The 8,680-nt window shown below is 57.9% G+C and carries 10 protein-coding genes; all 10 read right to left on the reverse strand.

The features are described 5' to 3' along the window. Positions 1–135: 135 nt before the first annotated feature. On the reverse strand, positions 136–729 hold the full coding sequence (locus VL197_11295; GenBank protein ID HUJ18564.1) for a hypothetical protein: 594 nt from the start codon (positions 727–729) through the stop codon (positions 136–138). Positions 730–742: 13 nt separating this feature from the next. Then, on the reverse strand, positions 743–1,921 hold the full coding sequence (locus tag VL197_11300; GenBank protein ID HUJ18565.1) for a M48 family metalloprotease: 1,179 nt from the start codon (positions 1,919–1,921) through the stop codon (positions 743–745). Continuing rightward, positions 1,918–2,610, reverse strand: coding sequence for a hypothetical protein (locus VL197_11305; protein ID HUJ18566.1), 693 nt, complete (start codon positions 2,608–2,610; stop codon positions 1,918–1,920). Before VL197_11305 ends, VL197_11300 begins: the two co-directional genes overlap by 4 nt. Positions 2,611–2,892: 282 nt before the next feature. Beyond that, positions 2,893–3,267 carry a TfoX/Sxy family protein gene (locus VL197_11310; protein HUJ18567.1) on the reverse strand — a complete coding sequence of 125 codons (375 nt, stop codon included), beginning with the start codon at positions 3,265–3,267 and terminating at the stop codon, positions 2,893–2,895. 119 nt (positions 3,268–3,386) lie between these two features. After that, positions 3,387–4,043 (reverse strand): flagellar biosynthesis protein, encoded by a 657-nt coding sequence (locus tag VL197_11315; GenBank protein ID HUJ18568.1) that lies wholly within the window; start codon positions 4,041–4,043, stop codon positions 3,387–3,389. 300 nt (positions 4,044–4,343) lie between these two features. Next, the gene (locus VL197_11320; GenBank protein HUJ18569.1) at positions 4,344–4,901 is read right to left on the reverse strand and encodes an ORF6N domain-containing protein; all 558 of its coding nucleotides are present in this window, start codon (positions 4,899–4,901) and stop codon (positions 4,344–4,346) included. A 316-nt stretch (positions 4,902–5,217) separates the two neighbouring features. Beyond that, a complete protein-coding gene (locus VL197_11325) occupies positions 5,218–5,562 on the reverse strand; it encodes a hypothetical protein (protein ID HUJ18570.1) in 345 nt (114 codons plus the stop codon). A gap of 508 nt (positions 5,563–6,070) precedes the next feature. Beyond that, positions 6,071–7,144, reverse strand: a complete 1,074-nt coding sequence (locus VL197_11330) for an AI-2E family transporter (protein HUJ18571.1) — start codon at positions 7,142–7,144, stop codon at positions 6,071–6,073. Between the two features lie 196 nt (positions 7,145–7,340). Then, a complete protein-coding gene (locus VL197_11335) occupies positions 7,341–7,868 on the reverse strand; it encodes a hypothetical protein (protein HUJ18572.1) in 528 nt (175 codons plus the stop codon). A gap of 192 nt (positions 7,869–8,060) precedes the next feature. Continuing rightward, a complete protein-coding gene (locus VL197_11340; GenBank protein ID HUJ18573.1) occupies positions 8,061–8,375 on the reverse strand; it encodes a hypothetical protein in 315 nt (104 codons plus the stop codon). Positions 8,376–8,680: the final 305 nt, after the last annotated feature.

An 8,680-nucleotide genomic window follows, 5' to 3' on the forward strand; every position in this document is an offset into this window, starting at 1 on the left:
CTCAGGGTCAGGTCTTTACTCTTGACATTCACCGCTTCCGCGTTGTTCGATAGACTACCTACGCGAGGGTCAGGTCTATCCTTTTAACATTTTCCTTCTTAGCCCGCCACTCCGTCCCGATCTCTTCTCACAACCCTACTCCAGTCCGCCCCAGCTTCCGATGCCCATGCCGGGAGCAGCGGTCTCCGCTTTCTTTGCCTCCAGCCTGAAGCTCTTTGCCGCAGCTTCGAATGCCGCCACGTCCCGGTCGAAGTAGTACCGGACAGGCGCGGAATAGATCAGGCCGTAGAGGGTCTCGCCGTCCAGCACTCCGTAGATCGCGCTCTTGTACCTGACCTTGCCCCTCCGGTAGCTGCAGAGCAGCCGGAACCCGTTCTTACCCCCGACCTGTGCGGGCTCGTTCTGCATGACCGTGAACTGGCCCACGCTCTTGTTCGCGCTCGTAATGTCGATGACGACCTGCGCAACCTCTTCCGGCAGCATTCCCTTTCGAACGGTTTTTTTCGCATCCTTGTCGTACTTCGTGATGTCGAATACGTCGAAGTGGATCTTCTGGAGCGGTTCTCCGTCCCGGGTGACGTTGACCTTGGTCGAGCCAAAATTGCTCTCGTACATCCAGCCGGACGGCAGATCGACCGCGTAGCCGCTGCCGTGGAACTCGCCCGACGTCGCGTGCCATCCGCCGCACCCGGCCAGGAAGATCAAAAACAGGAATGTGTATTTTTTCATATCCCTTCTCCCGTCACGGTCTGGTTGCCTCTTGTTTTCCCGCCTGCGCGCAGGCGCGGATGTACCCTTCTATATAGGCATGGTCCGGGGCGTTCGGCTGCAGGCCCAGGTATTTCTCCAGATGCTCTTTCGCAGCGGCCTTGTCGCCGGTCTTGTAGGCGATCATGCCGAGCATCTTGTGGGAACCGGCGTGGCCCGCGTCCAGGGATAGGGCCTTTTGATAATTCTCGACAGCCAGCTTCTCGTGCTCGTCGCCGCCCTGCTGCCGGTTGGCCTCTCCCAGGAGGTAGTACGCGCGCGCGTCGCCGGGATACCGCTCGACATACCGCTTGAGCCCGCCGGCTGCCCGCTCGTACCGTCCGATCTGCATGTCGAGCTGGGCGTTCTCGAGAACAAGCTTCTTGACGTGCGCCTGGAATACGTCTGCATTCGTGACCCCGCCCTGCTTCGGGTCTTTTCGGGCGGCGATCAGTTCCTGGTAGCTTTCAATGCGTTCCACGATCTTCGGGTGGCTGCCGAAGAAAAAGGACTCCGTGACTTTCTCCTCCTCGATCTCCTTCTTCATCTCCTCGAAGAGGGCGACCGATTGCGTCACGTCGTATCCGGCGCGGTCCATCAGGACGAACCCCTGCCGGTCGGCCTCCCGTTCCACGTCCTGGGAATACCCGGCTATGGATGCGCCCGCCATGGGTGCGAATACGGATGCCAGGCCTCCGGTCAGGAGCACCAGGCTGCCGAACGCCGCGGCCTTGTTGTTGGTGTCCCGGAACCCCCTGACAGCGTCACGGTTGATCGCGTGGGTCATTTCATGACCGAGCACCGTGGCAAGCTGCGCCTCGTTGGCGATGGAGGCTAGGATGCCGGTGTGGAGATAGACCGCGCCGTCGGCGAGACAAAAGGCGCTGAGGTGCGGGTCCTTCAGCACCCTGACCCTGAAGGGGATCGTGCGATACACCGTTTCCGGCTCGAGTTTCCTCGCGACCGCATTGAGATACTCTTCGAGCTCGCTGTCGTTGTACAGGAACCCGCTCTCGGCCAGTGCCTTTTCCTGCTCGGCTGCCCGCTTCCAGAGCCCGGCTTCGTCGGCTTCGAACCCGGTGAATCCCGGATCGGTTACGGGGGCGAGAGCCGTGGTTGCGCAGGCGGACAGGAGCAGTGCGGCCAGGACGGACAGGATTACGTGCGTTCTCATCGCTTGACCTCCGGCAGGCTCTTGAAGAGGTCTCTGACCATGACGTTTGCGTGGTCGGGATCGGTGGGGTCCCAGGAGGTGAAGGCCTGGTAGGGCTTGAACCGCCGATCGAACCACAACAGGGTGCCGCTGCGGTCCGCGAGGGCCAGCTCGAGCAGGCTGCCGCGCTGCATAAGCGGGTTGTCGCTTCTCTGCACGAATCCGTCTATCAGGAGCAGTGCTTCAGCGTGGTTGGCAGCGAGCAGGTCGTCCAGCGGGCCGACCGAGTAGTCCAGGGAGTCCATCTTGTGCGGAAACCGCCAGCTGGAATTGTCCGGGGTCACGTGCGCCCGGTAGCTCCAGGCGATCGAGTCGAACAGGCCGTAGACCTCCTCCACCGTCTCCTCGTCTTTCCCCTTCCGGGGGATAAGCGTCACGCTGAATCCCCTCGCGGACAGCTCTTTGGTTGCGGCATCCACGAGGTTTCGGCTGGCCTGCCCGGTCCAGTCGTCGTGCTTCTCTCTCGCGCCGAAATGGACCTCGTAGGCGTCTACCTCCGGACCGAGGATGGCGACGGTCTTGATCTTTGCCGCCCGCTGGTCGTAATCAAGGTGTACTTTGGGCAGAGCGCAGCCGGACAGCATGAGCACGGCAGCCAGCGCGGCAAGTGTCAAGGTCCGGGCATTACCGGGAATGATGTTTTTCATCATAGGTCCTTCCTGTGAGGGTCAGGCCTTTCCTCTTGGCATTTCGTATTTCTTCCCTGGCTCGGAGACTTTTTTTCTCGCAGAGCACGCGGAGATCGCAGAGAAAACCAAGACCGAGAACACCTGAGGGTCAGGTATTGAATGTTTATATTCTCCTGGCCATCGGCAGTTTCCCTTTCTTGTCTTCCTTCTTTTTCACCGCCTGTATTCGCGCAGCGTCTTCTTTTCGAAAGACAAGTAAGAATTATGATGGATGAATTAAGAAGAAGAACCGCACGGTCTCACCTAGCCCTGATACTCCTTTAACGTCTTGTTCTTTGGCGTTTTGCTCTTCTTCTCCGGCAGGGTACGGGCGAACTCCTTCCCGATCGCGAGCCATTTCTCCAGCCTTGCCGCGCTCCGCCACCCTGCCTCCTCCACCGTGACCCATCCGGCCATGGCCGAGCCGGTTATGTCGAAGGGCCGGACGTTCTTCAGCTTCAGGCTCTTCTCAGCCTGCTCCCTGTCCATCCGGACGATCAGAAAGTCCTTCCAGATGCCGAAGCACATGTTGCCCCTGAGCAGGTAGCAGATGCCGCCGAACATCTTCTTCTTGCCCAGGTCCTTCCAGCGCTGGGTCGCTGCGTAGATCTTTTCTTCCAGTTTGGTGTTATAGGGCATGGTTGCTCACAGAGCACGTAGGGTTCAGAGTGAACGAATAAAAGACCAGGAATCGGAGAATCTAATCCCGGGTGCCAGGTCTTCTGTTTTGGCATCACTGCTTTTTTAGGCTCCTCCCGCTACCGCGTCGTCAGTTCGTTCTTTACCTCTTGCACAAGCGAATCCAGCCCTTTATTGAAGGTATTCAGCCACTGCCCGCTGCCCGCGCCCTGGGTGTGCAGAAGAACATATCCGCGCACGGTCTTGCCTTCCTGGAACGGCTGGACGTCCCCCTTGATCCTGACTTTTGCCTCAAACTGCAGGGACGCGGACCAGAAGCCCGGCGTAATCCATCCCCAGAGCTGTTCGATCTCCGCCTCAATCGGCGCTCCCTCCCCGGAACCGCCGGCATTGTCCACTACCCGGTAGCCCGCTTCCCGGAACGACCGGGTGAGGGCCTCCTTGACCAGGCCCTCCACGGTCCGGCCCTCGGGCAGGAGAACGTCGCCCAATGCCTTGCCGTAGGTGTTCCGTTTGCGCGCGATCGCGCGGGAAGTGAGCGCCCTGTTGCCGATGTCCCGGTCCTTGAGCGACGGAATGGACGCGTCGCGGGGCGCCTCCTCAAAATGCCGGTTGTCCACCACCCGCACGATCGATACCGCTTTTCCGGACGAAGGATTTTCGGGGACGTCGACCCGTACGTCCAGTATGCCCCGGCTGGTGGCGCACCCGCCCATGAACAGCGCCATTGCCGCCAGCGCCGCGGCAGAATACAGACTCTTCCCGGTCCGTTTCATCGTTCTTCCCCCTTCCTGCGCTCGGCCATCGACGTAGACCCCTGAGGGGCACCTATGAAAAGCGCCTGAGGTTCAGGTCTTTACTCTTGTCATTTCCCCTACGCCGCCACCTTGTGGGCATCTTAGGGACGTTGATACCAACGGAACTTCTCAGGGCCAGGTCCATACTATTGCACCTTCAATTAGACCCGTCGAGGATCAGGTTTATTGCTCTGACATTCCAACTACGCCGCCTTCCTCGTCACGACCTTATAATCAAGCCCCAGGGCGACCAGCATGTTGAAAGCGAGCCGGCGAGGGTCAGGTTTTGCGCTTTGACATTCTCCTCTTCCCGCTTGTCCGATACACAGCTCTGCGCTCACTCACATATCCGATCTTTCTTTTCGGTTTTTCTTCAACATCAATTATCTGCTTTATTGCCTCGAAAACAATCTGGAACTGTCCGTCATATTTCTTTTCAAGCTCACTCAACTTCCTTGCCAGGTCTTTATGCGTTGACATCATCGCCCGCAGTTTCACGAAAGCCCTCATAATTTCTATGTTGACGTGGATGGCGCGTTTACTGTTGAGCACACTTGAAAGCATCGCTATCCCCTGTTCCGTGAAGGCCCGAGGAGGCTTCCGCGTCCCGCCCCAACTTGATGTTCCAAAATGGAACTTCAAGTTGTTGAACTCCTCAAGGCTCAGTTGAACCATAAAATCTGCAGGAAACCTGTCCTTGTTTCTGTTAACAGCTTTATTCAGGTTGCTTGTAGTAACGCCATATAAACCCGCCAAATCTTTATCCAGCATTACCTTCTGGCCGCCGATCAGTAATATCTTCTTTTCAATCACTTCGATTGGTACCAGAGATTTCATGCTTTTCCCTCGCTCAGGACCTCTTAGAACATCTCAGGGTCAGGTCCATACTGTTGCATTTTCAATTAGCGGCGCCTGTCCTGAGCAACGACGAGATTCTTCGCTGTGCTCAGAATGACAAAAGAAGGGCGCAGAATGACATTTGTAAAGGGACTTGCGAGCGTAAGGTCTACTTTCTTGTCATCTCGCCCCATACTCCCTCAAGTGACGTATCCCGTCCTAACATTCCCACGCCTCGCTCTACCCCTTCCCTTCCCTTCCCTTCCCCTGGCGCAAGAACCGACATGGTGATGCCGGGACGCGGGGACAAAGCCTGCTATCGCCGAAACAACACGATCAACGAAACGCCGAGAGCGATGCAGGACACAATGACCGCTCCGATACAAAGCGCAGCTGTCCGCCGTTGCCTCGATTCGGCGGCCGACGCTCCCTGCTCAAGAGCGGTTACGGTCTTCTGCAACTGCTCGGCCAGCGCTTTAATGCGCACCGCGTTCTGCGAGGCGGCGGATTGCAGCTCCGCGATCTGTTTCTGCAGAAGCTCTGCTTGCGCGGCGGCAGCCTCATCGTTTTTTCTCCTGGTAAAGACCGGCAGCGCCGCTCCAACGATCGCGCTCACGTAGGGCAATATTGCTTTTACTGCGGGAACGAACCAAGCGGACATTGATGTACCTCACGAGCGTCGACGAGAACCGACTAGGATCGACGAGAGTCGACGCGGTGACGATATTCTCGACTGAGAAGCGATGACTACCGAATACACGTAATGCTTTTCTCGCGTCACCTTTCTTGCGCGCCCAAAGAAAGGTGACCCAAAGAAGGGCGCCTGGCGAATATTCTTTACGCCAGGCTCGGTCGTCCTCGGTACATTTCGGAACCAGCCTGCATTCGCGCATTGCACTCATAAACGCTGGCCGCAGGCTCGCCAACCTACGGGCTCAGACACCCTGCACTCGCGCCGGGCACTCGTAAACGCTGGGTGCAGGCAGTCCAAAATGCTTAACCCTCGTCCTCGGTCGCCTGGCTAAATTTTCGCATGGGAACCATGCAGTGACTTCGATTCTAATCTTTACCCCATGAGGATGCAAACAGAATGAAAGCGGCCCCCATCAAACCCAGAAGACCCGGAAATATTTGCAGCTATTGATCTCGACGATCGGCGCATCCCTCGGTTAAGACTCTGCTCCCTTTTCCGCTGCCGGCGGAGATGGCACAGGGCACATCTCGGGCCCCAGCAATACCGCGATCCATTGCGTGCTCTTATTGTTCTCGCAGACGAACTTCAGGGTCATGGTCAGCGGTATGCACAGGACCACGCCGATAAGACCGAGCAGGCCGCCCCAGAAGATCAACGAGAGAAAGACGACCAGGGTGGACAGGCCGAGCCTCCGGCCCATGAGCATCGGCTCGACCACGTTGCCGAGAATGAAATTGACCGCCAGGTAGCCGCCGGCCGCGAGCGCGGCGGGGCCGATCCCGAGCTGGATCAGGGCAAGAAGGACCGCCGGCACCGAGGAGATGAGGGCGCCGATATTGGGCACATAGTGGAGCAGGAACGCGAGGAAACCCCAGAGAATGGGAAAATCCACGCCGAGGATCGACAGCCAGATCCAGATCAGGACGCCGGCCGTCATGCTGATCACCGTCTTGATGGCCATGTAGCGGTTGATATCATACACGAACCGCATGAAGAGGTGAAAGTCCTTTTTCGGGTCCCCGAGGACCGCGCGGAGCTTGGCGGGAAAGCTCGAGGCTTCAAGGAGGATAAAGGTCACGGTGAGCAGCACCAGGCAGATCTCGAACAGCATCGAGCCCAGCCCGGCGAGCAGGCTGGCGGTCAGGCGCCTTACCGTTTCCGGCGTGATCGGGTCGAACCGGATCGTGTCCGCGAACCGGATGCCCTTGTCCGCCAGGAACGTCTGGAGCGAAGAAACATGCTTCTGCAGGCGCGCCTGGTACTCCGGGAGGTCGGCGTAAAAACTGTTCAGGGACGTGCCCACGAGCGCGCCGATGACCGCGAAAACAGCGGCCATGCCCGCCACCACGAGCAGGACCGCGTAGGTATAGGGAATGCGGTGCCGCTCGAGCCAGAGGACCGACGGCGCGCCGATGGCGGCCAGGAAAACGGCAAAGAGAAGCCATTCCACGACCGACTGCGCCTGATGGATGCCCCCCGTGATGATCGCGAGCGCCGCCACGATCACGAGAATGCGCGTTCCGCGATGAGGATCTTTTTGTTCGGTCATGATCTTTGTCTGCTTTACGTCGCCTTTCGTCGGGTTTCGTCGGTGTTTGTCGACTCTTGTCGTAGTATGTCGATCTTACGTCGGGTTTCGTCGAATCACGTCGGTCTTTGTCGCCTTTACGTCGATGTCCGTCGCCTCAACGTCTCCTCGTCGGGTTTCATCGGTGCTTGTCGACTTTACGTCGGTGTTACCTAGTTCAGCAGCGCGGTCTGAGATAGACGAGGACTTCGGCCAGGCTCTCGAACAGGGAGTGGCCGGAATCCCGGTTCCAGGGATAGCGAAGCCCCGCGGCGATGAGCCCCCGGCTTGCCGCCTTATCGAGCAGTTCTGAGCTGTCGTCCACGAGCGCCTGATGGTCATCGAACAGGATGGTCTTGTCCGGGCCGACATAGAGCTCGTCATAGGCAAGGCCATGGGCCTTGAGCCACCTTTCGGTGGCCCCCCTCCTGGCCGGATCCCTGTGGCTCGCGATCGTTATACGGAGCCCGCCGGTCCTGAGCGCGGAGAGGAAATCAGCGGCTCCGGGGAACGGCAAGGCGCCGGCATCCTGCTCCTCGTGCACCTCGTCGATATAGCGCAGGAACTGCTCGAAGGTGAAAAAGTCCTTCCAGAAATCCACCTGCCATTCCGACGGCCGCGGCACGCCGAGATGGCGGACCTTTTTCCAGAAGGAGCCGGCGAAATCCCAGAGTGTGTTGTCGATGTCGACGATGATCCGTTTCATTTCTTTAGCTAGAATCTATTCTATCCGCAGATATCACAGATGTCACAGATGTCACAGAAAGAGCAAAAGACTTAGTGGTTCATATCCTCTCTGCGTAAATCTGCCTGCACCCAGCGCTTACGAGCGGACTCGCGAGTGCAGGGCGCGTAATCTGTGGATAAAATATCTTAGAATCCATTCTATCCGCAGAAGTCACTGCATCATGACCGACCGGCCCGACCTGCGGAACTGGTCGATGATCTGCTCCGTAGGCGGCAGGTCCGATGTTATTGCCGGGGCCTTCATGTCCTTCATGAAATAGGCCGTGGTTAACTCGTAGCAGTCGATGATCTCCAGGCAGTCCTTGCCGCTGCACTGACCGGAGCTCAGGTGCCTGATCTCGCCGTTCTGAAAGAAGATCCGGATCAGGTTGTCGGTCTTCTCCTTCACCGCGACGAAGAGCGCGCCGTTCTTCTTCCCCTCATGGTACTCATGAAGCACATCTCCCAGCAGCCTCGATGCAGGCATCTTCCACCTCCCCGTGAATTAGACCTCGCAGATCAGTCGTGCTGTACAGGACCCCCGAGCACCCCGGGCGGACCATCATAAGGGCCGCCATTTCTATTTTTGCCTTCCGTAAAGCCTACGATCACATCTTCCGGATCGAGTCTTTAACATCGAAGGTAACTACGCGGCATGAAAACCTTCAGAAGACGTGAAATAACAATCTATCCGCAGATGTCGTACCCTGCTGTTGCCAAAACGAGGGCACAGGCAGATGGACGCAGATTTTAAAACCAGTAATTTCCGGCCTGATTTAATCTGTGTAATCT

The sequence above is a fragment of the Nitrospirota bacterium genome (assembly GCA_035516965.1).
In the GTDB taxonomy this organism is placed as follows: Bacteria; Nitrospirota; UBA9217; order UBA9217; family UBA9217; genus MHEA01.

Coding starts and splice junctions, on each gene's coding strand:
- VL197_11295 (HUJ18564.1), bottom strand. CDS start 729: ATGAAAAAATACACATTCCTGTTTTTGATCTTCCTGGCCGGGTGCGGC.
- VL197_11300 (HUJ18565.1), bottom strand. CDS start 1,921: ATGAGAACGCACGTAATCCTGTCCGTCCTGGCCGCACTGCTCCTGTCC.
- VL197_11305 (HUJ18566.1), bottom strand. CDS start 2,610: ATGATGAAAAACATCATTCCCGGTAATGCCCGGACCTTGACACTTGCC.
- VL197_11310 (HUJ18567.1), bottom strand. CDS start 3,267: ATGCCCTATAACACCAAACTGGAAGAAAAGATCTACGCAGCGACCCAG.
- VL197_11315 (HUJ18568.1), bottom strand. CDS start 4,043: ATGAAACGGACCGGGAAGAGTCTGTATTCTGCCGCGGCGCTGGCGGCA.
- VL197_11320 (HUJ18569.1), bottom strand. CDS start 4,901: ATGAAATCTCTGGTACCAATCGAAGTGATTGAAAAGAAGATATTACTG.
- VL197_11325 (HUJ18570.1), bottom strand. CDS start 5,562: ATGTCCGCTTGGTTCGTTCCCGCAGTAAAAGCAATATTGCCCTACGTG.
- VL197_11330 (HUJ18571.1), bottom strand. CDS start 7,144: ATGACCGAACAAAAAGATCCTCATCGCGGAACGCGCATTCTCGTGATC.
- VL197_11335 (HUJ18572.1), bottom strand. CDS start 7,868: ATGAAACGGATCATCGTCGACATCGACAACACACTCTGGGATTTCGCC.
- VL197_11340 (HUJ18573.1), bottom strand. CDS start 8,375: ATGCCTGCATCGAGGCTGCTGGGAGATGTGCTTCATGAGTACCATGAG.